At 37.5% G+C, this 23,544-nt stretch carries 26 protein-coding genes; 10 read left to right on the top strand and 16 right to left on the bottom strand.

Features of this window, described 5'->3' with window-relative positions; all coding sequences use genetic code 11:
- The first annotated feature begins 48 nt into the window (after positions 1-48).
- A complete protein-coding gene (locus tag BUB03_RS00720) occupies positions 49-459 on the top strand; it encodes a MarR family winged helix-turn-helix transcriptional regulator (protein ID WP_073059547.1) in 411 nt (136 codons plus the stop codon).
- 20 nt (positions 460-479) lie between these two features.
- Here the strand turns inward: BUB03_RS00720 and BUB03_RS00715 are convergent, their stop codons facing one another.
- From BUB03_RS00715 to BUB03_RS00695, 5 genes are read right to left on the bottom strand one after another with little or no spacing between them, the layout of a single operon-like run.
- Entirely contained in the window at positions 480-1,391 is a 912-nt protein-coding gene (locus BUB03_RS00715) for a TIGR01777 family oxidoreductase (protein WP_073059545.1), read from the bottom strand.
- A gap of 28 nt (positions 1,392-1,419) precedes the next feature.
- Positions 1,420-1,764, bottom strand: a complete 345-nt coding sequence (locus BUB03_RS00710; RefSeq protein ID WP_073059543.1) for a hypothetical protein — start codon at positions 1,762-1,764, stop codon at positions 1,420-1,422.
- Between the two features lie 4 nt (positions 1,765-1,768).
- Complete coding sequence (locus tag BUB03_RS00705; protein ID WP_040994730.1) at positions 1,769-2,371, bottom strand: HPP family protein; 603 nt, start codon at positions 2,369-2,371, stop codon at positions 1,769-1,771.
- 16 nt (positions 2,372-2,387) lie between these two features.
- Entirely contained in the window at positions 2,388-2,696 is a 309-nt protein-coding gene (locus tag BUB03_RS00700; protein ID WP_073059541.1) for an antibiotic biosynthesis monooxygenase, read from the bottom strand.
- 11 nt (positions 2,697-2,707) lie between these two features.
- Entirely contained in the window at positions 2,708-3,610 is a 903-nt protein-coding gene (locus tag BUB03_RS00695; RefSeq protein ID WP_073059540.1) for an arginase family protein, read from the bottom strand.
- A 170-nt stretch (positions 3,611-3,780) separates the two neighbouring features.
- Here BUB03_RS00695 and BUB03_RS00690 point away from each other — a divergent pair, with 170 nt between their 5' ends.
- The 6 genes from BUB03_RS00690 to BUB03_RS00665 all read left to right on the top strand — a co-directional run bounded on the left by BUB03_RS00690 (position 3,781) and on the right by BUB03_RS00665 (position 8,231).
- On the top strand, positions 3,781-4,113 hold the full coding sequence (locus BUB03_RS00690; protein ID WP_073059538.1) for a single-stranded DNA-binding protein: 333 nt from the start codon (positions 3,781-3,783) through the stop codon (positions 4,111-4,113).
- Positions 4,114-4,127: 14 nt separating this feature from the next.
- Positions 4,128-4,583 (top strand): HRDC domain-containing protein, encoded by a 456-nt coding sequence (locus tag BUB03_RS00685; RefSeq protein ID WP_228374805.1) that lies wholly within the window; start codon positions 4,128-4,130, stop codon positions 4,581-4,583.
- Positions 4,584-4,707: 124 nt separating this feature from the next.
- The gene (hisS, locus tag BUB03_RS00680; RefSeq protein WP_073059536.1) at positions 4,708-6,057 is read left to right on the top strand and encodes a histidine--tRNA ligase; all 1,350 of its coding nucleotides are present in this window, start codon (positions 4,708-4,710) and stop codon (positions 6,055-6,057) included.
- A gap of 110 nt (positions 6,058-6,167) precedes the next feature.
- The gene (locus BUB03_RS00675) at positions 6,168-6,707 is read left to right on the top strand and encodes a PH domain-containing protein (RefSeq protein WP_073059535.1); all 540 of its coding nucleotides are present in this window, start codon (positions 6,168-6,170) and stop codon (positions 6,705-6,707) included.
- A gap of 25 nt (positions 6,708-6,732) precedes the next feature.
- Positions 6,733-7,368, top strand: a complete 636-nt coding sequence (locus BUB03_RS00670) for a GNAT family N-acetyltransferase (protein ID WP_139258730.1) — start codon at positions 6,733-6,735, stop codon at positions 7,366-7,368.
- Between the two features lie 71 nt (positions 7,369-7,439).
- Positions 7,440-8,231 carry a class I SAM-dependent methyltransferase gene (locus tag BUB03_RS00665; protein WP_073059533.1) on the top strand — a complete coding sequence of 264 codons (792 nt, stop codon included), beginning with the start codon at positions 7,440-7,442 and terminating at the stop codon, positions 8,229-8,231.
- A gap of 90 nt (positions 8,232-8,321) precedes the next feature.
- Here BUB03_RS00665 and BUB03_RS00660 read toward each other — a convergent pair whose 3' ends face one another.
- The 3 genes from BUB03_RS00660 to BUB03_RS00650 all read right to left on the bottom strand — a co-directional run bounded on the left by BUB03_RS00660 (position 8,322) and on the right by BUB03_RS00650 (position 10,493).
- On the bottom strand, positions 8,322-8,558 hold the full coding sequence (locus BUB03_RS00660) for a YtxH domain-containing protein (RefSeq protein ID WP_040994750.1): 237 nt from the start codon (positions 8,556-8,558) through the stop codon (positions 8,322-8,324).
- 96 nt (positions 8,559-8,654) lie between these two features.
- A complete protein-coding gene (locus tag BUB03_RS00655) occupies positions 8,655-9,497 on the bottom strand; it encodes an isoaspartyl peptidase/L-asparaginase (RefSeq protein WP_073059531.1) in 843 nt (280 codons plus the stop codon).
- A gap of 108 nt (positions 9,498-9,605) precedes the next feature.
- Complete coding sequence (locus BUB03_RS00650) at positions 9,606-10,493, bottom strand: cyanophycinase (protein WP_040995409.1); 888 nt, start codon at positions 10,491-10,493, stop codon at positions 9,606-9,608.
- A gap of 201 nt (positions 10,494-10,694) precedes the next feature.
- Between BUB03_RS00650 and cphA the strand changes: the two genes are divergently transcribed.
- The 3 genes from cphA to BUB03_RS00635 all read left to right on the top strand — a co-directional run bounded on the left by cphA (position 10,695) and on the right by BUB03_RS00635 (position 14,279).
- The gene (gene cphA, locus BUB03_RS00645; protein WP_073059530.1) at positions 10,695-13,322 is read left to right on the top strand and encodes a cyanophycin synthetase; all 2,628 of its coding nucleotides are present in this window, start codon (positions 10,695-10,697) and stop codon (positions 13,320-13,322) included.
- 71 nt (positions 13,323-13,393) lie between these two features.
- Positions 13,394-13,756 carry a hypothetical protein gene (locus BUB03_RS00640; protein ID WP_073059528.1) on the top strand — a complete coding sequence of 121 codons (363 nt, stop codon included), beginning with the start codon at positions 13,394-13,396 and terminating at the stop codon, positions 13,754-13,756.
- Positions 13,716-14,279, top strand: a complete 564-nt coding sequence (locus BUB03_RS00635; protein ID WP_073059526.1) for a hypothetical protein — start codon at positions 13,716-13,718, stop codon at positions 14,277-14,279. Before BUB03_RS00640 ends, BUB03_RS00635 begins: the two co-directional genes overlap by 41 nt.
- Positions 14,280-14,323: 44 nt before the next feature.
- Here the strand turns inward: BUB03_RS00635 and BUB03_RS00630 are convergent, their stop codons facing one another.
- The 8 genes from BUB03_RS00630 to BUB03_RS00595 form a co-directional block, all read right to left on the bottom strand.
- Positions 14,324-15,508, bottom strand: a complete 1,185-nt coding sequence (locus tag BUB03_RS00630) for a hypothetical protein (protein WP_073059524.1) — start codon at positions 15,506-15,508, stop codon at positions 14,324-14,326.
- A 210-nt stretch (positions 15,509-15,718) separates the two neighbouring features.
- Positions 15,719-16,552 carry a type 1 glutamine amidotransferase gene (locus BUB03_RS00625; RefSeq protein WP_073059523.1) on the bottom strand — a complete coding sequence of 278 codons (834 nt, stop codon included), beginning with the start codon at positions 16,550-16,552 and terminating at the stop codon, positions 15,719-15,721.
- 35 nt (positions 16,553-16,587) lie between these two features.
- Positions 16,588-17,706 (bottom strand): carboxylate-amine ligase, encoded by a 1,119-nt coding sequence (locus BUB03_RS00620; RefSeq protein WP_040994761.1) that lies wholly within the window; start codon positions 17,704-17,706, stop codon positions 16,588-16,590.
- A 32-nt stretch (positions 17,707-17,738) separates the two neighbouring features.
- Entirely contained in the window at positions 17,739-18,692 is a 954-nt protein-coding gene (locus BUB03_RS00615; protein WP_040995411.1) for an ATP-grasp domain-containing protein, read from the bottom strand.
- A gap of 57 nt (positions 18,693-18,749) precedes the next feature.
- Complete coding sequence (locus tag BUB03_RS00610) at positions 18,750-19,460, bottom strand: alpha/beta hydrolase-fold protein (RefSeq protein ID WP_073059521.1); 711 nt, start codon at positions 19,458-19,460, stop codon at positions 18,750-18,752.
- 29 nt (positions 19,461-19,489) lie between these two features.
- Positions 19,490-20,701 (bottom strand): ATP-grasp domain-containing protein, encoded by a 1,212-nt coding sequence (locus BUB03_RS00605; protein WP_073059519.1) that lies wholly within the window; start codon positions 20,699-20,701, stop codon positions 19,490-19,492.
- 140 nt (positions 20,702-20,841) lie between these two features.
- The gene (locus BUB03_RS00600) at positions 20,842-22,257 is read right to left on the bottom strand and encodes a M17 family metallopeptidase (protein ID WP_073059518.1); all 1,416 of its coding nucleotides are present in this window, start codon (positions 22,255-22,257) and stop codon (positions 20,842-20,844) included.
- Between the two features lie 4 nt (positions 22,258-22,261).
- A complete protein-coding gene (locus BUB03_RS00595) occupies positions 22,262-23,383 on the bottom strand; it encodes an alpha/beta hydrolase-fold protein (protein WP_073059516.1) in 1,122 nt (373 codons plus the stop codon).
- Positions 23,384-23,544 lie beyond the last annotated feature (161 nt).

The raw sequence follows: 23,544 nt of genomic DNA, 5'->3' as shown, positions 1-23,544 counted from the left end.
ACTTTGTTAATAGTTAACTAAGTTAAGTATTTTTTATGAAACAACAGAATGATGATTTTTTTTAATGTCTTTACAGATTGGCAGTGTTTTATACTTGCCAATATGAATAAAGGCAATATCAGTGGGGTTACTGCAACCCATTACAATATTATAGAATACATATACCGGAAAGAAGAAGTTACCGGGAAGCAGATTTCCAAAGCATTCAATGTCAGTCAGGCGGCAGTATCCAAGCAGATTAAGTTTTTAATTAAGAATGATCTTATAGTGCAAAAGCAAAGTATTTCCGACAGAAGAATTTTTAATCTTTCCGCTACAGAAAAAGGAAAATTTTTGATCAATAATTCGGAAAACTTCCGGAAAACAGTTGCTGATCAGGTTTCAGAAGCTTTAGATCCTGCTGAATTACAGACACTCACATTTCTGCTGAATAAAGCATTAGAAAGTATCAAGATATAACTGAGTTGAATTTCATGGTACTAATTTTTTTCTTTCAAGAGATCCTCCAAAGCCATTTTCAGATCCGAAAATTTAAATTTGAATCCAGTTTCCTGAATCTTTTGTGAAGATGCCCTTGAGCCTTCCAGTAAAGCATCTGCCAATTCTCCGAATATCAATTTTAAAACAAATGCAGGAACATGGGGCATAAAAAGGGGTTTATGAAGAACTTCAGCGATTTTTCTGGTTAAATTTTCATTCGTGGTATGCTGAGGGCAAACGGCATTATAGGCTCCGTCAATTGCAGGGTCTTTCAAAGAAGCTTCATAAATCGAACAGATATCTTCAATATGGATCCATGGCATATATTGTTTTCCGCTTCCCAAAGGAGATCCAATCCCGTATTGTATTGTAGGAACCATCTTTTTTAATGCACCGTCTTCTCTTGAAAGAACAACGGCGGTCCGTATTTTAACCACTCTTTCAGCCAGGTTCTGTTCCTTGAAATCATCTGCAGCTCTTTCCCATAAAACCACCACTTCACTCAGAAAATCATTACCCGGAGGATCATTTTCAGAATAAATTTTTTCAGTAGTTACCGTTCCGTAGTAATTGATTCCTGATGCAGAAATAAAAGATTTAAGCTTTACTTTTTTCTTTTTTACGGTTTTTAAAAGAAGTCCCGCGGAATCTACGCGGCTGGAAATAAGTTCCCGCTTTCTTTCCTTAGTCCAGCGCTTTTCCGAAATGTTGGCTCCTGCCAGGTGAATGATGTGGGAGACATTGTCCAGGGCAGATTCATCTATTATTCCATTTTTAATATCCCATTCAAAATCATTGTCATGCTTTTTCTTTCGGGTCAGGAATCTTACCGTGTATTCTTTTTCCAGCTTTTTCGAGAGTTTCTTTGCGATCATTCCGCCGGCACCGGTGATAAGGACGATTTCTTTCATAATGCAATATTTGTGGGTGGTGTTCAGATTATGTCTGGTTCTTTACAATCAGTACAAAATCATCTTCTAAAAATTTATAGCCATAGTCATAAATAAAACGATATTCAGAGCCATTTTTATAAACTTTCAGATTTGTAAAATAATCGAAATCAAAACCCAAGCCATCCATCCTTGATCTGGCAATTTTTGCTTTACCGTCAGTATTTAGTTCCAAAAGAATACGGTAGTTTTTACGGAGTTTATTGTTGATATTCCGCATTAAATTGGTAGAATCCTTATTCTGCTTATTATTATAGGCATTCCGGCAGGCATCATTGCAGAATTTTTTATCTGCCCTCCCGATAATTTTTTCGCCGCATTCAAGACAGTTCATAGTTTTATTTTTTCAGTTTGTGTATATGGTGATGTTTTTTCTTCAATAACCTTTTGAACCTTGTGTGTGAAGGATAGCTTCTGTTCGGGGTAATATTGTTGAAGAAAAGAGCAGCCAGTAAAAGAATGATACATCCGGACAAAACAGGAGAAAGAACATACCAGTATCCCAGTTCCGGAATTTTTCCGGTGGAACTCACAGCAATCAGTGCCGTTGCACCGCCGGGAGGATGGAGCGTTTTCGTATATTGCATCAGCACAATGGAAAAAGCTACAGCCAACGGCGCAGAAATCCAAATGATATCTGGGACAATTTTATAGACGGTAACACCTACCAACGCCGAAAGAACATGGCCGCCTATCAGGTTTCTGGGTTGGGCGAGGGGACTTTGAATGGCTCCGTAAATCAAAACACTTGAGGCTCCAAAAGAACCGATCAGGAATATGTTTTCAGTGGCAGCCAAAGTATGGGACTGGATGAATGCAATAATCCCGATTCCGACAAATGCTCCCAGAAAAGACCAGAAATGTTCTTTATAATCCACCAGGGTTTCTCTATAGATTACATATTTGGAAACTCTGAGTGTCCTTTTAATTGTTTTCTTCAAAATTTATTTTATTTAATCAATATTCAAAAGTTTCATAATGGCTGACGTTTTCCTCAAACTCCAGTAAAAAATTTTTGTCTTCAGGATAATATTTTGCCTTTTCGTAATCATCTCCTGCAAATTTCTTAATACTTTCGTAGGAGTCCCACTCGGTAACAGTCAAAAAATGACAGATTTCCTTATCTTTTCTTCTCAGTATTTTTGTCGACAGATTTCCCGGAATATTTTTATATTGTAAGATCCCCGTTTCTTCAACATATCTGAGGTATTCATCTGCTTTTTCAATATGGACAATGCCGTGCCATATTCTGGTAATTTTTTTCATATTTAGATTCTTTAGGTTGGTTGATTTATAATCTGAATTAAATTTTCAATGAAAGGTTGGGTATAAAGCCCTTCTGTATCATAATCAGGGTCCAGAATAGTGATTTCTAATCCGAAGCATCTTTTATCGGCTATCAATGGCTTCAGAATCTCATTTAAATTTTCATAATCTATTCCGTCTTCCATTCTGCTGTCTACAGCGGGCATAATTTCGTCTTTCAGGACATCTACATCAAAATGGATAAAAAATCCGTCAAGGTTCTTTTCATCAACCATTCTAAGAAAATCTTCTGCCGTTTTTCTGAAGCCATTCTTCCTTAGATTCTCAAAATCAAAATAATGAATTTTGGAATTTAGGATTTCCCCTACATATTCATCATCATCTGTTTCCGCATTTCCTACGCAGAAAATATGTTCTTCTTGGAAATAGGGTTTGAGATCATCAATATTAGTCAGTTTTTGATGGCCCAATCCTGAAACAATTGCCAAATCCATTCCCGCAACACCTCCGCTGGGAGATAGCTTTGGCGGGATATAATCTGTGTGACCGTCAAGATAAAATAAGCCGAAATTCCCAAGCTGCTTTAATGCAAGGGCACTTCCTATCAGGATACTGCAATCACCACCCAACATCAGATGAAAGGTGTCTGTGTTAAAATTCTTGAGAATAATCTCGGATTGCTTTTTGGCATATTCAATAATCTGATAAGGATTTTTAACTCCTGTTTCTTTATCAAAATCCATTGCATATTCCGGAGCTTCCAATCTGAAAATATTTTTAGGATTGATTTCTTTATGAAAACCAAATTTCCTGAGCCAATCAGGAAGTTTTTTTACTCCCGGTTCGGTTTCATGGTCTTTTTTGGTGAGTCCGAGATTAAAAGGAAACTCGAAAATACTGATATCCTTTTTCATAGGTTGATTTTATCAAAGATACAAAATATTCGTTTGCAAACGACTACAAACGAATTTAAATAGTTTATAACCGACTAAGCTAATGCAGGGAGGCCATCTTTGCAACAGAGATTTGAGAAAAACAGTGAACGTCTCTGATCTGAATTATTAATCTTAAAAATTTAAAAGTTATGTCACTAAGAAACAAAGTAACATTAATTGGTTACACAGGTAAAGAAGTTGAAACAGTAAACTTCGAAAGCGGAAATGTAAAGGCAAGTGTATCTTTGGCCACCACTGATCACTACACTAACGCAAAAGGTGAAAAGGTGGAAGAAACACAATGGCACAATCTGATTGCTTTTGGAAAAACAGCAGAAATCCTGCAGAAGTTTGTACCGAAAGGAAAAGAAATTGCTGTTGAAGGGAAACTTACCTACAGATCGTATGACGATAAGGATGGTGTTAAACGGTATATTACAGAAATCAGAATCGATGAGATCCTGCTTTTAGGAGGTAAATAATTCTAAAAACACAAATGATGAAAGTAAAAGTTCTTAAAATCAGACTTTCGAAAGAATTCCTCCATAGAGATCAAAAAATGCTTGATGATTTCCTGGAAGTGAACGAAATTATAAAAGTGGAAACCGCTTTTGTAAATGATGAATGTTATTGGTCCGTAATCCTGTATTTTGAAGAGCCGAAAGCAGCTAAAAGTATAGTGAAAGAACCAAAGGCAGTAAAGTACTCTGCAGATAATGACGTTTTAAACTCCGATGAAGAGAAAATTTTAAATGCCCTGAAATACTGGAGATCTGAGAAGGCTAAAGAACAGAATCTTCCTACTTATTTTATCGCGAGCAATAAAGAACTGATGTCTGTAGCGAAGTATAAACCTGCTAAAAAAGAAGAGCTCCTGGAGATCAAAGGTTTCGGAAAACATAAGATTGAAAACTATGGTGAAGAGATTCTTGAAATCCTGGAAAGCGTCTGAGTTTTTCCGGATTTAATAATGATGATGCATCAAGGCTGGAGAATATCATTTCTCCGGCTTTTTTATATTTCGGAAAAGTCCTTTCAATTCCTTATTTTTGCATCATCAAAATGACATACAGTACATGAAGCCAAGTTTAGCAAAAGGAACGAGAGATTTTACCGCACAGGAAGTTTCAAGAAGAAAATATATCATCAATGTTTTACAGAATAATTTTGAATTGTTCGGTTTTCAGCCATTAGAAACACCGAGTTTTGAAAATCTTTCAACACTGACGGGAAAATATGGAGAAGAAGGCGATCGCTTAATCTTTAAGATTTTAAATTCGGGAGAATATGCTTCTAAAGTAAATCAGGAAGACTGGGATCATAAGAACCATCAGAAACTAATCCCTCAGATTTCAGATAAGGCACTCCGTTACGACCTTACTGTGCCTTTTGCAAGATTTGTAGCTATGAATCATGGAAAGCTTACATTTCCTTACAAACGTTACCAGATTCAGCCTGTATGGAGGGCAGACCGTCCGCAGAAAGGAAGATTCAGAGAATTTTATCAGTGTGATGCAGATGTGGTGGGGAGCGAAAGCTTATTGCAGGAAGTTGATCTGGTTCAGCTATACCTGAAATCATTTTCCGATCTTAAAATTCCAGTTACGATTCATATGAACAACAGAAAGATTCTTTCCGGTCTGGCTGAGTATGCAGGTATTACAGATAAACTGATTGAATTTACTGTAGCTCTGGATAAGCTTGATAAAATAGGAAAAGAAGGAGTTGTCAAAGAATTACTGGAAAGAGAAATTTCTCAGGAATCTATTGATAAACTGGAATTCTTGTTTAATCAGTCAGATGATGCTTTGGAAAACCTTCTTCAGCTGAAAGAGAAATTTGCAGGGAACGAAATTGGCCTGAAAGGAGTGGAGGAACTGGAGTTTGTTCTTACACAATCTATGAATCTGGGAGTAGATATGCAGAATCTGGTATTCAATATTACCCTGGCCAGAGGTCTGGATTATTATACGGGAGCTATTTTTGAAGTGAAAGCGGATGAGGTAGCCATGGGATCTATCGGCGGAGGCGGAAGGTATGATAACCTCACAGAGGTTTTCGGGGTTAAAAATATCCCGGGAATTGGAGTTTCATTTGGTTTGGATCGGGTTTATCTGGTTATGGAAGAACTTAATCTTTTCCCTGAAGAAGCTACAACCCAGGTAGAATATCTGTTTGCCAATTTCGGAGGCGAAGGAACCATAGAAGCTTTAAAGATGATCATGCAGTTGAGAGAAAAAGGAATTTCTGCTGAATTGTATCCGGAAAATGCAAAACTTAACAAGCAGTTCACATACGCTGAAAAGAAAGGAATTAAAAACCTTGTTTTCCTGGGAGAAGAAGAGATCAAAAACGGAACAGTTACCTATAAAAATCTTGAAGCCGCAGAACAAAAAACAGTTTCTCTGGAAGAGTTTTTAGGATAGTATTTACAAACTAAAAAAGATATAAAATGAAAAGCATTATCACCAGATAATGCTTTTTGTATTTTAGAAAAAATTAAATTTGTATATCTGCCATTTATAAAAACTAAATAATGAGTGAAAAATCAAGACTTGACGAAATAAAAGATGAGTTGGAAATATTAGATATTAATCCTACCATTTTTGCCAGAAAAGAAATTCATGCCTTGCCGGATGTACTTTCGGAGGATGAAAAAATTGTTTACCTGATTGAGGGAAGAAATAAGCTTAATAATCATCATATCATTTTAGTAGCCACCGAAAGAAGATTGATTTTTATAGATAAAGAGTTCATGTACGGGTTGAAAGTAGAAGATTTTTCTTACGATAAAGTAAGCTCCATACAGTATGAAAAATCACTAATGCTGGCTTCTGTAGATATTCACATTGCGAATAATGTTCTTGAGATAGATAATGTTGGAAAATATTATGCAGAATTATTTTGTGAAAAAGTAAGAGACTTTATGGCCCGTCCGAAAGAATATTTTCAAGATAAACAAGATAAATCAGAACCCACAGTTTTAGATCAGCTGGAACAATTAGGAAGGCTGAGAGAAAGCGGGATTTTGACTGAAGAAGAATTTGCAGAACAGAAAAAGAAATTGCTGAACTGATTTTAATTAAAATATCAAGATCGGTATGATGGTTAATGAAACTATAGAAAAATGGATGCAAGGATGGTCCTTATCAAGAAAACTTCCTCTCCCTGTAAAATATAATTCCGGTTTTAAAATAGAAGCAGGAGAGGAAAAGCAAAAAATAAGATATGTTTTTCCTGAACTGAACGACGATTTTCTTAACCTTTCAAAAATTATTAACGAGCCCTGGATCCATCTCAAAGCCTGTGTTTCTCCTGATAAGGTAGAAAAAGCAGTACCTGAAAGATGGAAAATACAACCACCAGGCTATATGATGTCCTGTTTCCGGCCGATGAAAAATCCAGGTTCCGTTCTGTGTGAAGGCTACCGGTTGGAATATGAAAGATATAATTCGACTGTATTGCTGAAGATCATTGCTGAAAATGGTGAGCTGGCCTGTACCGGCCGTGTTGTTCTTGTGGATGATCTTGCGGTTTATGACAGAATAATCACAGAGGAAGAGCACCGGAGAAAAGGTCTTGCTACTTTTCTGATGCATGAGCTTGAGAGAACTGCATTATCAAATGGCATCAGCAATAATTTTTTAGTGGCGACGAAAGAAGGGAGAGCGCTTTACGAATCGATAGGATGGGAGCTTTACAGTCCTTATACATCAATCGTTATTCCCGGAATTTAATTAATCATTAAGGCAAATGGCCCATTTAAAAAGTTTTAAAGACATTTGTAAAATTAACTTAAATAATAACCATGGAAAATTACCTTGAAATCAATAAAACCTCCTGGAATGCCAAAGTAGATCCGCACCTGAAATCGGATTTCTATTTTGTAGAGGATTTTTTGAAAGGAAGAAGCTCGCTCAACACCATAGAGCTTGATCTTTTGGGCAACATCAAAAACAAAAATATCCTTCATCTGCAGTGCCATTTTGGACAGGATTCCATTTCCTTATCAAGAATGGGAGCTGATGTTAAGGGTATAGACTTGTCGGATAAAGCTATTGAAGCAGCGAAGGAACTTGCTCAAAAGTGTGGAACAGATACAGAATTCATCTGTTCCGATGTATACAGTCTTCCTGATATTCTGGATGAAAAATTTGATATTGTCTACACAAGCTATGGCGTTGTAGGATGGCTTCCTGATCTTGATAAATGGGCTGGGATTATCAGTCATTTTCTGAAACCGGGCGGGCGATTGGTAATGGCAGAATTTCATCCCGCTGTGTGGATGTTTGATGATGATTTTACAAAAGTTGCGTACAATTATTTTAACGAAAAGCCTATCGTAGAAACCTATGAAGGAACCTATGCCGATAAATCCGCGGATATCGTTCAGCAATATGTCATGTGGAACCATTCTTTAGCTGAGGTATTGCAGAACCTGATCAAGCATGGGATAGAACTGGAGACTTTCGAGGAATTTGACTGGTCACCATATCCATGTTTCAGCCATGTGGAAGAATTTGAGAAAGGGAAATGGAGAATTTCAAAGTTCGGGAATAAATTACCTTTGGTGTATGCTTTAAAAGGACTTAAAAAGTAATTTGCTACTCACCTGATAAAAATAAAAAGTCATCATAATCCTGGATTACGATGACTTTCTATATATGAATGTTAAAAAAACTAATTTTAATTAGCTTAAAGAATCTTCAGCTTTTGTTTTAGCTTCATCTACTTTGTTCTGAACCTGGGAGGCAACATCATTAGCTTTGCTTTTAATATCATTTCCCCATTTGTTCAGATTGTCCTTAGCATTATTAATTTTATCCTTTACAGCTTGTTGCTCTTCAGGAGTAGAATTTTTATATTTCCAAAATGCTAAAGCACCGATACCTAGTAAGGCTAATAACCCTTTTGTCTTATTTCCCATGATTTTTATTTTTAATGATTTATATTAAACTTGTTATAGTTAAACATGTAAAATACGTGCCAAAAAATTAAATAGGATAATAAAAAAATGTTAAAATTATTGAAATACCTGAAAATTTTCACCATCGAAACTGGCAAAGACCATGGTAGGATAAGAATCCTGATGGTAGATATTTCCATCTTTGTCAATGGCAATCGCTCCTGCAAAGCCGTCTATGGCTTTTAGCTCTTCAAATGTCTTGTTAAAAGCCTGCTCAAGACTCATCCCATCAGTAGTTCTTGTGACGATCTTAGCGGCCGTAGCATTGCTCACAATATCTTCTCCTACACCCGTACAGCTTACTGCACATACTGAATTGGCATAATTTCCGGCTACTGTGGCAGAATCCGAAATTCTTCCAGGGATTTCAAAACCTTTTCCTCCTGTAGATGTGGCGACAGCCAGCTTTCCATCTTTATCAAGAGCGACACAGCCTACGGTTCCTTTACCTCCGTTCTGAAGTTTAGCCTCATATTCACTTCTTCTCTGAGGGATCTCAGTGGAGAAATTTTCAAAGCCGTGTTCGGATGCATAAATTTTGGCGCCATTTCCACCCAAAACCCTGTCATCTTCTTTTATCAGCTCTTTTGCTACGAAAATAGGGTTTTTTACATCCTGAATATTAATCACACCGCTTAATTTTTGTGTCTGTCCATCCATAATGGCTGCGCTCATACGGATCACACCGTCACTCTGTATCTGAGAACCGATGCCGGCATTGTATAAAGGGTCGTCTTCGAGAAGAGAAACAGCATAAGCTGCAGTATCAAAAGCAGAATGGGTTTGTAGATATTCAAAAGCTTTCTGAGCTATCTGTTTCAGAGAATTTTGTTTGGCAGTCTTCACTTCATGGCTCTGATCGCTTTCAGAGAAAAAACCGCCGTGGATGATGATTTTCATAATGTATATTGGTCAATTGTGAAAAGTCAATTGTCAATTTTAAAGATAAGGATAAAAATTTTAGCTGATGAAATTAACTGCTCACCATTGACTCTTCACCGTTAACTTTTATTTATCCTGCGGTATAGGATTGAACTGTGAATTTTCTATCGTAAGCTTTTTCGTGGTAAGATCATAATGATCATTCATGGACATTACATGAACGGTAAGATTATCAATTGAAATAGGCTCACCCAGGTTGATATTGGTAAGATTGGTATCTTTAATGAACCTTCCGTCCACCAGGATGACAAGGCCGGAACCTACAGCAGTCATGATATCATTGTGAATAAAAAGTCCTGTATCTTCACCCAGTCCTATTCCCAGTGTTCTCGGATTGTTGACTACGGCCTGGAAAAGACGCCCGATTCTGCCACGCTGTACGAAGTGTGTGTCAATGATGACGTTGTCTATAAGGCCAAGTCCCTGAGTTGTTTTTATTTCACCTTTTAAAAGAGATTCGGAACTGCTTCCCTGATAAATCATATTTTCAGAAGCCGCTGCAGCACCGGCAGAGGTTCCTGAATAGATGAAATCCTGTTCCTGATATTTTAGCAATATGGTATCATGAAATCTTGTACCGCCAAGAATAGAAGTCAGCCTGAGCTGATCCCCGCCTGTGAACATCACAACGTCTGCTGCATTGGCTCTGGCAGCCATGGCATCAGAATTGGCTTCTTCACGGTTATGAATGTCAAGGATATTTACATTTCTGGCGCCAAGAAATTCAAAGGCTTTTTTGTATTCCGTGCCTACAATTTGAGGGATTTGGGAGGCTGTGGTTACAATTTCGATTACGGAATCTTCCTTAAGCTTCGATTCATTGATGATCTTTCTCAGGATTCCTCTTTCAAAAAAATTAAGGTTTTTTTCAATGTTCTGGTCGAAATCGGTTTCTGCAAAACTTCCTTTGTTTACAGCTCCTCCGATTATAATTAATTTTCCAACGGGTTTCATCATAGTGTGCAAATTTAAAAAATAATTAACATTTAGCGAAATTCATACCACATTTTAATGGTTTTGAATGTTTTAGAATAGTTGATTTTTTTTAATTTTTTTTTGAGAAATCTTTAAACGTGGTATAGTTTGGTTTAGGGTTTTACATTATCTTTGATTTTTGAAGGAGTTATTGTTAACTGATAAAAATGCAAATAGATTATGAAAATTGAGAAGATACAGGCATTACGCGGCCCAAATATCTGGAGTATCAGACGAAAGAAGCTGATACAGATGAGATTGGATCTGGAAGAGATGGAAAACTATCCTACCAATAAAATCGACGGTTTCCGGGAAAGGATTGAAAAACTCCTCCCATCTCTGTATACTCACCGATGCTCGGAAGGAGTAGAAGGAGGTTTTTTCCACAGAATAGAAACAGGGACCTGGATGGGGCATGTCATAGAGCATATAGCATTGGAAATACAGACTTTGGCAGGTATGGATGTAGGTTTCGGAAGAACCCGCGAAACAAAATCTCCGGGAGTATACAATGTTGTATTTAATTATATTGAAGAAAATGCCGGAATCTATGCAGCTGAAGAAGCTGTTAATATAGCCCGGTCCTTGGTGGACAATACGGAATACGATATTAATGCCTGTATACAGAAGTTGAAGGAGATCAGGGAGCGTGTCCGTCTGGGGCCTTCCACGGGAAGTATTGTAGAAGAAGCGGTTTCCAGAAAGATTCCCTGGATCAGATTGGGGACAAACTCTTTGGTACAGCTTGGTTATGGAGTGAACCAGCAGAGGTTTCAGGCTACCATTACAGGAAATACAAGTTCTATCGCAGTAGATATTGCCTGTAATAAGGAACTGACAAAAAAAATGCTTCACGATGCTGCTATACCGGTTCCTATAGGGGATTTGGTAATGGATGAGGACGGTTTAGGAGCTGTCATTAAAAAAATAGGTTATCCGATCGTGCTGAAACCTCTCGACGGAAATCACGGAAAAGGTTCATCCATCAATGTGAATGATTGGGAAGCAGCTAAAATAGGGCTGCAACATGCCCAGAAATATTCAAGGAAAGTTATCGTAGAAAAATATATTACCGGATACGATTTCAGGGTTTTGGTTATAAATAATAAAATGGTTGCTGCTGCAAGGAGAGTTCCTGCCCATGTTGTGGGTGATGGTGAGCTCACTATTCAGCAGCTGATAGACAAAGAAAACAAAGATCCGAGAAGAGGCTATGGTCATGAAAATGTACTGACTGAAATAGAAGTGGATAAGGATACACTGGAGCTTCTCGAAAAACTTCAATATACCCTTGAAACCGTTCCTCAGAAAGGAGAAGTGGTTTATTTAAAATCTACTGCAAATCTTTCTACCGGGGGTACTTCCATAGATGTTACCGATATGGTTCATCCTGAAAATATCACTATGGCTGAAAGAGTTTCTAAAATTATAGGTCTGGATGTCTGCGGAATTGATATCATGGCGGAAAACCTGACCCAACCACTTAAAGAAAGCGGAGCAGCTATCATAGAGGTGAATGCCGCGCCCGGATTCAGGATGCACCTGGCTCCAAGCGAAGGCCTTCCAAGAAACGTTGCTGCACCGGTGGTTGATATGCTTTATCCTCCTGGAAAACCATTCACAATTCCAATTATTGCAGTCACAGGAACGAATGGAAAAACAACAACAACAAGACTGATCTCCCATATCGTAAAAAGTAACGGTTACCGTGTAGGTTTTACGACCTCCGACGGTATCTATATACAGAATACCATGCTTTCAAAGGGAGATACTACGGGACCTCTTTCTGCTGAATTTGTTTTAAAAGATCCTACTGTGGAATTCGCTGTTCTGGAAACTGCCAGAGGTGGAATTCTGCGTTCAGGTTTAGGATTTTCCCAGTGCGACATTGGTGTTTTAACGAATATTGAAGAAGATCATTTGGGAATGAATGACATTCACAACCTGAAAGATCTTACTAAGGTAAAAAGAGTAGTTCTGGACAGTGTAAAGAAAAACGGATGGAGTGTTCTGAATGCTGATAATGAGTATTCTATGAAGATTATTAATGATCTTGACAGCAATGTTGCCATTTTCAGTATGAACGAAAACAATCCTCATATTGTAAAATTTGCCAAAGAAGGAAGAATCACCTGCATTTACGAAGAAGGTTTTGTAACCATTAAGAAAGGCGACTGGAAAATCAGAATAGGAAAAGCCAAAGATTTCCCGATTACTATGGAAGGGAAGGCCAGATTTATGATTGAAAATGTATTGGCAGCAAGTTTGGCCAGTTACCTGTATGGTTTTGGGATCGAAGATATCTCCAATTCCCTAAGAACTTTCATCCCAAGTGCCCAGCTTACACCGGGAAGACTGAATATTTTTAAATTCAAAAACTTTAAAGTACTGATTGATTTTGCTCACAACCCTTCAGGATATGAAGCAATCGAGGATTATCTTAAAAATGTAGAGTCTACCAAGAAAATCGGAATTATTTCAGGGGTAGGTGACAGACGCGACAATGATATCCGGGAATGCGGAAAAATTGCAGGAAGAATGTTTGATTATATTATCATCAGAAATGAAAAGCATCTGAGAGGCAGAACGGAAGATGAGATCAACGGGCTTATCATTGACGGGATCAACGAAGCCGGAAGAGATGTAAGCTATGAGATCATTCCTAAAGAGATCGAAGCGTTGAAGCATGCCATGGGAATGGCTGAAGAAGGTACTTTCATCACCGCTTTAAGTGATGTGATTTCTAATGCGATAGACCTCGTTCAGGAATATCAGGCAAGGGAATTGCTTGAGGATGATAAGATTTAAATAATTTATTTAACTAAGCTAAAATTTTCGGCGGCACCAAAGGTGCCGCCGAAAATTTATAAAAATATTTTATGAAAGTAAGATTTAAAGATCGTCAAAATTTTAAAAACCTAGAGGACTATTTGGTCATAGGGTTTGGTTTTGATGAGAACAATTCGCCATTTTATTTTATTGCTGATGATAACTTCTATATTCATCGGATGTTTGCTTTGGAAGATAGCATTATTGATGATAGCCTTGCAGATTACATAAGGCGTGATAATTTAAATGGAGGAAGAGAGTTTTATTTAGAAAATGCCATAAATGATTTGCGAAAAGATCTCATCGATTATGATTATATAAATAATCCTTATTATGATCATATAAATAATCCGTATAAGAATTTTAAATATTTTGAAAATAAAGGTTATCCAATTTCAGAAGAATATAAATGATTTGCGAAAAGATCTCATCGATTATGATTATATAAATAATCCTTATTATGATCATATAAATAATCCGTATAAGAATTTTAAATATTTTGAAAATAAAGGTTATCCAATTTCAGAAGAATATGAGCGAAGAATATTAAATGAGCAAGCAAAATTAGATCGTATCGAAGGATTTTTAATGTTTGCAAACAGATATCTTTTAGTAAATTTCGGAAGAGCTAGTTACTCAGAAGGTTTTGAATTTTTTAAAGGTAATTCGTTAGATTATTTGCTCGAAAAAAAGACGGAAGAGCCATATAATTTACCAGTAATTTACTACGAAAGCGAACTTAAAGAATTTATAGAAAAACTTTTAAATGAACAAGAAAAACAGAACTATTATGCCGATATGTTAGCGGGATTGATTAAAGCAATCTTCTTAAGGGATATAACATCTGTTCAAAGAATTAAAACCTTCTATTATGATTGTTTTGTAATAGAATATGAAAATAGTTTTTATAGCTTATGCAAATACTGGACATCATAAAACAAAAACCTCAGAAATTTCTGAGGTTTTTTATGGTTTGAAGTTTATTCTTCTGCAAAAAACGCATTTGAACTTCCGATCCAGATCGCATCTTTCTTGTTAAAATCTACATTTACCATGGCCGCTTTTGTCATTCTTCCCAGGTTTTCGAGCAGGATAGGGAGTTCTTCATCTTCATGCCAAACATATAGTAACCGGATTTCTGCTTTTGAGAATTCTCCGTTGATGTCTTCAAAAATAGGTTCATAAGTTACTTTTCTCTGTAAAATATAATTTTCTTTATCCTCAATAGCTTCTGTGATTTCTTTTGTCGGATTTAAATTCACTCCGCTTCCTGCGAATGAAAACAAAGGTTTCAATACAAAATTTTCAAGATTTTCATGCTCTGGAAATTCATGTAAGAAATAACTTTTCGGAACAAACTGATGTTTCAGAATGGGAAGAAGAAATTTAGATATTTTAAAGAACCAGTTCGGATGGGTGATCCATTTTACATCAATGTCGTCACGGAAATCAAAGCCGGCTTTCAAATCCGGAATTCTGTCTAACTCATCAAAGATAACACGGTTGTAGATCCTTTTAATTTCAGCCTGTTTTCCATTATTTTCATAAAACAATTTCTTGCCTTCTTTTTTTACTTTCGTCAGGCAGACTGTTTTTATTCCCAATAATTGTTCTGTTAAAGCAAAATCAATCGCTGTTTTCTGTTTTTCAGGAAAAATTTCAAGCAGAATGACGTTTTCAGGGTTTTCATCGCCAATAATCAGTTTCTTTAAATGATTTTTGAATTCTGAATGAGGCATTTTATTTTTAATTTCAGAAAGGAAGGGATAGACTTCACAAAATGTATCTTCAAATACTTTTTGAAAGGCATATAAAGAAGGAAAAGCCTGCAGTTCTATAAGCTGTGGTTCTATTTCTCCGTTTTCACTTCGGCAGATCCCGAAATCGATGGTGAAAAAGTGGGGTTGGAGTGTATCATTGGGAACCCTGCAATTGTCCGGAACAGCTTTATAGAGTATTTCATCAGGAAGTTCTTTAATCTGATCAATAATGCTTTCACTGGCATCAAGAAGCTTATTCCTGAATCCGTTGGAAAGAAATAACGGGCTTTCTGAAATTCTGAAAGCAGGAGCAATGCCTCCTTTTTGAGTAAGCTTTTCTTTAAGCTGATCGTATTTTTCCTGTGAAAACTCCTGGTTGAACTGTTTTCTGTATTTTGGGATCATATTTTTTCTTTGTGGTTTTGATTTAAAAAATCGAGCTGTGTGCCCGATTTTTCGTTTTAATGTAGTTAATACAATATCTTTTTTTATAATACTTCGTTTTCGCTCAGCATAACAGTTCAAATTGTGGCTTTTTCAAAGCACTGTAATGCTGAGCGGAGTCGAAGCATGTTATTCTGTAAATTTCTATCTGACAGCAACTTTCATCATGAGTTATACCAGAGCTTCATTTCCCTTCAAAATGTTTTTTTTTGCTGACTGAAGGAATCTCGGCAGGATCTGGCTTCTGGTAAGAATGATCTTGTCTTCATCATCTATTCTGTCTATCGTTTCGAGATATTTTTCCATTCCGAAATTCTCGATCATAGCCTCTTTATTTTTTTCATCTTTCAGGTTTTCGATCATGCCTTTCGGATCAGCTTCCGGATGGAATTGAGTCCCGAAAATTTCATCTGAAAAACGTACGGCCATTACTGCTCTTTCGAGGTTAATATGCGGTCTGAACTTTTCGATAGCCATGATTTTCATTCCCAATTCATCAAAACGGTCCATATCCGGCTCAATGAACTGATAAGCTCTGGAATCCACAGCATAGAAAGGATCCTGAAGGTTTTTAAACAAAAATTCCTGCTCACCCTCTTCTGTTTTGTGAACCGGCATAACTCCGAAAGAATAAGATTTTCTTTTGCAGATATTACCGAGTTTCCAGTGGATGCTTGCCAGTTGGAATGAATGGCAGATCAGGAACAAATATTTTTTATCTTCATTGTACTGATTATGATCTAGAACGGCATCAAGGAAAGCAGCATATCTGTCTTCCCACTCAAAGCCTTCTCTATGCGGATTTCCAGGACCTCCCGAAGAAATAAAGATATCAAAATCATTAATATCCGGCATTTCATTCTTGAACCTCACATCAAATGTCTGGATGGTCACATTTTCTTCAGAACTCTGCTGGAATGCTTCTGAAATTTCTTTAATATTTCTAAAGCCTTGATTTACATGATTGTTGTTCATATCTATCAATGCAATTCGAATATCTTTCATACTACTTCATATTTTTTGCAAAGTTACCAAAAATATTATGAAGCGGTTTCGCCATGTGTTATGCCATACTCTGTTTCCGAGATCATATAATCCACTACTTTAGTAAGATCACCTGTTTCATTAAACACTTTAAGCTGTCTGTCGGCTCCTGTTCCGTTTTCTAAAATAGTCCAGGCATATTCAACCTCTTTTCTGCAGTCGAGTTCATCTACAACATCATCAATAAATTCCAGAAGTTCTTTCAAAAGATGAGGGTAAGGAACGGATTCTTCTTTTCCGAAATCAATCAGATGGGCTTCAATACCACTTTTGGAGGCTCTCCATTTATTTTCGTTCAGCAATAATCTTCTATAGCTCCTGAAACTGAGGTTTTGTTGGTGAAGCTTATAGATTTTTGCCACTAAACTCTGCATAATGGCTGCCAGGCAAACTGTTTCTTCAAGTCTTAGAGGCATATCACAAATCCTGAACTCAATGGTAGGGTAGAATGGATGCACCCTCAGATCCCACCAGATCTTCTTGGCATTGTCGATGGTTCCTGTTTTTACAAGAAGGTCAACATAGCTGTCGAACTCAGCCAAAGAATTAAAATAGCTTGGAATACCTGTTCTCGGAAATTTCACAAAAATTTCCTGTCTGTAGGATTTAAAACCTGTACTTCTTCCGATCCAGAAAGGAGAATTTGTAGAAAGAGCATATACGTGAGGAAGAAAATAACGCATCACATTCTGGATTCTTACGCCTTCTTCACGATTGGGAATTCCGATATGAACATGAAGCCCGAAAATTAAATTTCCGCGGGCAACATCACCCATATCATCTACAATTTTGTTGTAACGCTCACCGTTGGTAATGGTATTGTGTTCCCAGTTTGAAAACGGATGGGTTCCTCCTCCGGAAACCCGAAGTCCCTGTTCATGAGCAGTATTAATTAAATGCCTTCTCAGGTTCGTTAATTCCGTTCTTGCTTCTTTAATATTCTGACAGATGCCGGTTTCCATTTCAATCATGGATTCGTGCATCTCGTGTTTTAAATTCTCACTTAAAACAGCTTTTCCTCCTTCAATAATCTTCGAAACATGAGATATTAAGTCTCTGCTCTCAACATCAATGATCTGATATTCTTCCTCTATTCCTATAGTAAATTGATGCATTTTTTTTTTCGTGTTTTTTTATTCTTAATGTTTTATTTTACGGAGTCTTTTACAAAAGTTCCCCAGGAAATATTAGGTTTTCCGGGAACATATTCTTTTGCTTTTTCAATGGCAAGTTTGGCAGCATGTTCCACGATCCACGCAAAGTTTTCTTCACCTACAGAGTTTCTGTCGGCATCAGGAGCCGGATTACAGAAATCGATAGCATATGGAATTCCGTCTCTGATGGCAAATTCCACGGTATTGAAATCGTAGCCGAGAGCTTCATTCATTTTAATGGTATAATCGTGGATGGTTTTTAACAATTTTTCAAGATCTTCACCCTGGGTCTGGTGGGTAGTAGCATACCTTAGATGGTGCGGGTTACGCGGCTCGTAAGGCATGATGTGAACATATTTTTTACCCAGGCAGTAAACCCTGTAATAATCGTCGAAGACAATTTCTTCCTGTACCATCATTACCAGCTGTTCGGTTTCACTTAATTTATCCCACAGATCTTCAGGGTTTTCTACTCTGTATACGCTTTTCCATCCGCCTCCGTCGTGAGGCTTCATATAAGCCGGAAATCCTACATAATTGAAAATGTATTCCCAGTCGTGAGGAAATTTCAGGTTTCTGAATGATGTTTCGGAAGTGTCTGTCGGTCTTTCGTGTGAAGGAAGCAGAACTGTTTTAGGAAGTGGAATTCCCAGCTTCGTCATCAGCGCATTGTTGAAGAATTTTTCATCCGCGCTCCACCAGAATGGGTTATTGATTACATAAGTACCGTTCAGTGCTGCATTTTTCAAATAAGCCCTGTAGAAAGGAACATCCTGCGAAATTCTGTCGATAATGACTGCATAGCCGTAATCAGCACCCTGCTCAAGTTTATCGATATTAACTGCCTCGGCAATAATCTCACCGCCGCCCAGTTCATTTACTTTGTCGATAAAAGCCCAAGGAAATGTATCTTCCATACCGAATAGAATTCCCACTTTTTTTGCCATAATTTCTGTTTTTAATTGGTGTGTATTATAATTTTAATCTTCTTAAATATGCTTTTGTTAAAAAAATGCACTTATAAATGTCGGAAAGACCATTCTCCATAGCGGCCAGTCGTGATTAATCCATTTTCTTTCATCATACCAGAAATCTATTCCTTTGGAGCTTAAGATATCTGCCATTTCAAGGTTTTTATCCCTGCAGATATCCTGGTCTGAAGTACTCAGTACAATGTGCATGTGTTTGTATTTCCAGGCTTCGTCATTCTTTACAAATTCCCTCGGGCAGTTAAAATAAACCAGGTCGTCCGAATAACCGTCCATAAAATTCCTGATGCTGAATGCTCCCGAAAGGCAGAACAGATGCGAAACCACATCCGGAAACCTGAAAGCAAAATTAGCAGCATGATAGCCCCCGAAACTTGCTCCCGCCACTGCGACCCGGTGGGTTTGATGGATCTTCTGAATGTATGGGATGAATTCCTGAATCAGGAACTGTACATAAAGTTCATAATTTTTAATTCTTTGCTGGGGCGAAATTTTTTCATCATAAAAGCTCCAGCTGTCAATCGTCTGTATATTGTAGAGTTTTACTTTTCCCTGTTCTATAAACCAGTTGATGCTTCCGTTGAGATGAAAGTCATGATTTTGGGTGTACTGTCCTTGGGAAGTGGGAAACATGACGATGGGATATCCGTAATGTCCTGTAACCTCTACTTTAAGACTTGTTCCCAATATGTTTGAATAATAATCTGTATGTTCGATATGCGGCATTGATCAATTTCTTTTATTATATTTTGTGTTTAGCTTGTCAGTTTACTTTTGGGCGGTAGAATATTCAGCATTTCCGCCTGAATCTTCTCGGCGGCACTGTCTAATCTTTGCTGTATAATATCGGGGTCGCTGGATTTGTAAACAATTCCTACATGATGATCGATCGGAAGGAACTTTACAGCTTCCTGGCTGCTGAAAGCACTGTAATCCGGCTCTTTATCTTTAATCAGGGCAATGATGAGACCTGAATAATACCCTGTAGGTTTTGAAGCCTCATAGTTTTTTCCACGCAGAAGGGCATCTTCAATCTTGGCCCATTCCCTCCAGATATTTATATTACTGGAAGCTTCAACAAGATCTGGAATGTGTGCACCGCCAACTCTGGAGGATGTCTCAAGGAAATACCATTTTCCGTCTGCTTTTCCACGGATGAATTCAGTATGGGTAGCTCCGTTCATTAACCCGAAGCTGGAAAGAACTTTGGCATTGACTTCTTCAAGGGCTTTAAATTCATCAGAATATCTTCCCAAGGTTTTGGATCTGAATACACCGCCTTCATGCGAAACCTGCATGGGCGGGGCTAGATATTTTGATGCAGAAGTAAACACAATCTCTTTATTAAAAGTCAGACTGTCCACATGATAAACATCTCCGGGTTTAAAACTTTCCAGCAGAAACAGGTGCCGCTCTTCACCGAGGGCATTCAGTTCGTTCCAGAGCTCATCTTTGGACGAAAACTTTTTAATTCCTGATGCGGATGCTTCTGAGCGGGGTTTTAATACCCAAGGAGCCGGAACTTTCTCTATAAAGCTGTTCACTTCGTCATTATTAAAAACAGCTGTAAATTCCGGAACACTAATTCCCGAATCTTTTGCTTTCTGGCGCATAGCCAGCTTATCCCTGAAATAGCGGTGAGTAGTCTGTCCCATGCCGGGAATACGGAATGTTTCCCTGATCAGTGCTGCCTTTTCTACATCATAATCGTCCAATGCAACCACAGCATCTACTTTTCTGGTTTTCATGAGATGTGAAAATCCCTGAACAAGATGATCCAGGTTCCAGACGGACGGCTTTATTTCAGCCATATAAAATACCTCATCAATAGCATGCCATGGCCAGTTTTTTTCTTTAAGGCCCTCTGATGTCACCAAGATAATTTTATTACCGAGCTTTTTCATTTCATCCATGAAATCATAGCCCTTGTAATAGCACGAAATACATACTATAGTTTTCTCCTCCATATAATGTTTTTTAGTTTTTAGTAGATTATCAAAAATAAAAGCAATTTTTTATTGATTAATTAATGTTAAAAACTATAATAAACTGCGTTTTTGAAAATACCTAATCAAGTATACAGAGAAATTTTGAAAAAAACTAATTTTTAATGATAATTTTCAATTAAATCGGCCAATAACTGCACTCCAAAGCCGGTTGCTGCTTTTTCTTTTGAATATCCTGTGCTTCCGAAAGCTACTCCTGCAATGTCAAGATGGGCCCATTTAGGGTGGTTCTCTATAAACTGTTCCAGAAATTTAGCTGCTATGATACAGTCTCCGATAGGCTTCATGGAGATATTTTTAAGGTCTGCCACATCAGATTGGATGTCGTCTTTCCATACCTCCCATAAAGGAAGATTCCACAGCCTCTGGTTGGTTAGGTCTCCTGTTTTTATCATAAGGTTTTTCAGCTCATCATTATTGGAAAACATAGCTCCACAGGTATCGCCAAACATTCTGACAGCACTTCCTGTAAGCGTGGCAAGATCAATGAGGAAGTCCGTTTTATAATTTTTAGCCAGATAGGAAAGTCCGTCGGCAAGGATCATCCTGCCTTCCGCATCGGTATTCAGGACTTCAATGGTTTTGCCATTGTAAGCCGTAATGACATCACTGGGAAGAAAAGCCCTTTCGGAAATAGCATTGTCGGTGATAGGAAGTATGGCTACAATATTAACGGGAATCTGCATTTCTGCTGCGTAAATCAGGGTTCCTATAACAGCCGTGGCGCCTCCCATATCAGATTTCATATAGTGCATATTGTCCGGATTCTTGAGCGAAATACCTCCCGTATCAAAAAGAACACATTTTCCTACAAGGCCAAATGTTTTTGCATTTTTAGCCGTGGTTTTATATTCTATAATGGTAAAAGCAGCATCATAAGCACTTCCCTGATTAACGGACAGATAAGCACCGAGCCCAAGTTCTTCACATTTTTTTCTGGTAAATACTGTATATTTTAAGTCATATTTTTTAGCAAGGTTTTTTAAATATGAATTGAGAATGTCAGGTTTCTTAAGGTTGGCAGGCTTGTTCAGCCATTCCTGGCAGGCAGTTTGCCCGTTTGCCAGTGCTTCAGATTTTGTACCGATTGCATCAAGTTTTTTCTGACTCAAATTTTCAAAGTGAATTTCAAATTTAGGATTCCAGATCGCATGTTTCTTATCAAAAGGGTAGCTGTAGGTTCCTAATAACAGGCCTTTTACAAATTCTTCAAACTGTTTTTCTTTCAGGAAATCTGCCAGCACAAGTGTAGGGACTGCCTGAATTTTTTCTTTCTGGATTTGTGAAAATTTAACGGCAACCTGCTGTATTTCGAAATTCTGCATTGTTGATTTCCCCAAACCAATCAGGTAAGTAACAGTTTCTTCATTGGTATGGATGAAAATTTCATATTTCTTTCCGGAGAAAAAGGAAGAGATATTTTTATTATAATTTTTAGCAGATTTTGTCCATTCCTCTTCTGTGAAAAGCTGAAAGACCTGGATATATTTTTTATTTTTTTTATTGATTAATTTCATAAACTTAATTTTTAATGCTTTGCTGCTGGGGTGTTACCTCTACCGGATTTTCAGTGTTGTCATAGAACAGCCATTCGATAGCTCTTGGAAATTCCTGCGACCAGTAAAATTCACTGTGGGTTCCTTCCGGATTGATGCTTGTTTTGAATTCAAAGTCAAAAAGGTTTTTCTTTTCCCAACGTCTGAGATATTCTTCAAATACATAGATCCTTTTTACCATTTTAGATCCTTCCTGGCTTCCTCCGTACAGGTATATTTTTGTCTTGAAAGGAATCCGGAAATTCATCATCGGAAAATTATTGTTAGGTTCCACCCAAAGCGAAGGGGAAAAGATCAGCAGTTTGGAATAAACTTCGGGATAAAGAAATCCGCTGTAAATGCTGATGAGTGCTCCTAAAGAGCTGCCTCCGATTCCGGTGTTGTCACGGTCTTTTTTGGTCCTGTAGTGCTCATCCACAAAAGGTTTCAGAGTGTCTGTGATAAAGCGGATGTATTTTTTTCCCTCGGAGCCGTTGGCTACATTATCATTGTCAAAAATATATTCCTTGATCCGTTCTTCACTGCCGTGTTCTATGGCTATAATAATGATGTCTCCACGGCCGTATTCAGCAAGGATGGACAGTTTTTTATCTATTTCCCAGTTTCCGTAGCCGCTTCCTTCGTTGAAAAGATTTTGGGCATCCTGAAGATAAAGTACGGGATAGCTTTTTTCAGAAACATAATAATCGTAGGGAAGTACGGCCCATACTTTCCGGTAACGGTCAAGCTGAGGAATGTAGAACTCATCCGAAATAACTTCTGCAATTGGAAAAAACTCCTTTTTGAAAGGTCCCCAGTTGAGCCTCCATTTCTCTATTATATCAGAAGTTTTTCCTGCAGATTTTTCTGCCTTGCGGTTTGGAGTGATGTTTCCGTACTTATCGAGCTCCACATTTTCCCAGCCTCCTTTTGTGAATTTGTATTCCACAGTATCGGGAAGAATCTGATCGTCAATCTCTATAAAATAATTGTTTGGATACAGCTGTTTAAGCTGATAATTGGAGTCTCTGGGATTCCAGTTATTGAAATTTCCGGTGATGTATACCGGTCTGTCATCGCTTTCTTCAGTATAAAGTTCAAACCTCATCATGTGTGTTTAATATAAATTGAAAGCTAAATTTATAAAAAAGATTGTTTTAAAATCATAAAAAAGTGAATATAAAAAATAATATATTTGATAAATGTGCTATAAAGAACCAAATTAACATAATAATTATTTGTTCAATAATTAATCGTTATTGCAGGGAA

It is taken from the genome of Chryseobacterium oranimense (genome assembly GCF_900129755.1).
GTDB classification, from domain to species: domain Bacteria; phylum Bacteroidota; class Bacteroidia; order Flavobacteriales; family Weeksellaceae; genus Chryseobacterium; species Chryseobacterium oranimense.
This window is presented reverse-complemented; position numbering and strand designations above follow the sequence as displayed.